Origin of the sequence: Methylobacterium sp. WL116 (assembly GCF_008039455.1) — a bacterium.
Classification (GTDB): domain Bacteria; phylum Pseudomonadota; class Alphaproteobacteria; order Rhizobiales; family Beijerinckiaceae; genus Methylobacterium.
In genome coordinates, this window is record NZ_VRUV01000939.1 from 1 (window position 1) to 937 (window position 937).

General features: G+C 71.2%; 2 pseudogenes. Both read right to left on the reverse strand.

The features are described 5' to 3' along the window. Nucleotides 1-83 precede the first annotated feature (83 nt). Nucleotides 84-578: pseudogene (locus tag FV223_RS28610) on the reverse strand (precorrin-8X methylmutase); the annotation flags it as partial. Beyond that, nucleotides 575-937: pseudogene (locus tag FV223_RS28615) on the reverse strand (precorrin-3B synthase); the annotation flags it as partial. The pseudogenes FV223_RS28610 and FV223_RS28615, both read right to left, overlap by 4 nt.

The window sequence follows — 937 nt, forward strand, 5'->3', positions numbered from 1 at the left end:
CCCCCCCCCCCTTTTTTTTTTTACTGCAGATCACTGAATACGATATATGCGCCTTTATTGTGGGCTCTTAGTTTTGTTTAAGACACCGGGATGCCGATCACCGCCGCCGGCGGCGCGACGCCCTCGTCGAGCAATTCGAGCAGGCGGAATAGCGAGGTCGGCGCGTTGCCCACCGCCACGACGCTGCCGGGCAGGTGCTCGCGCCACAGCTCCATCGCGGCGGCCGAGCGCGTGGTGCCCATCTCGGCCGCCATCGCGGGCACGCGCGGGTCGGTCAGCGTGCAGATCACGCGGTTCTCGGCCGGGAGCCGGGCGCGGGTGCAGCCGTCGGCGACCATCCGCACGTCGCACAGGATCGGCGCGCCGGCGCGCAGAGCCGCCTCGCCGGCCTGGGCGAAAGTCTCGGACATCTCCACGTCGGCCGGCAGGTCGGTCATGCCGCAGGCGTGGATCATCCGCACGACCACGCGCTCGGCCGCACCGGACCAGCGCACGAGGTCGGCCTCGGCACGGATCATCGCGAAGGACCGGGCGTAGATCGCGCCGCCGTCGCGCAGGTATTCGTGGCGGGCGCTCATATCGTGGTCCCGATGGCTGGCTCGGCGAAGGCTTGCCGAGGGGAGGGGGAGGGGCCGAACGCCTGTGCCAGCGTACCGGATTTCGCCCTCCATACGCGCTCCAGCGCCGCGTCGAAAGTCAGTTCCAGAGCCGGCGCATCGCCGGGCGAGCCGTCGAGGACGACGCCGTAGCGTCCGTTGCGGGCGACCAGCGTCAGGTCGGCGCGGGCCGGATGTGCGCAGCCCTTGGTGCAGCCGGAGACGTGCGCGGTCATCCCGCTCGCGGCGAACGGCCGGAATGCCTCGGCGAGCCGTGCGGCATCCGTGCCCGTCGGCGTCGAGCCCGAGGCGCAGGCCGGCGCGCCGGGGCAGGTCGCCAC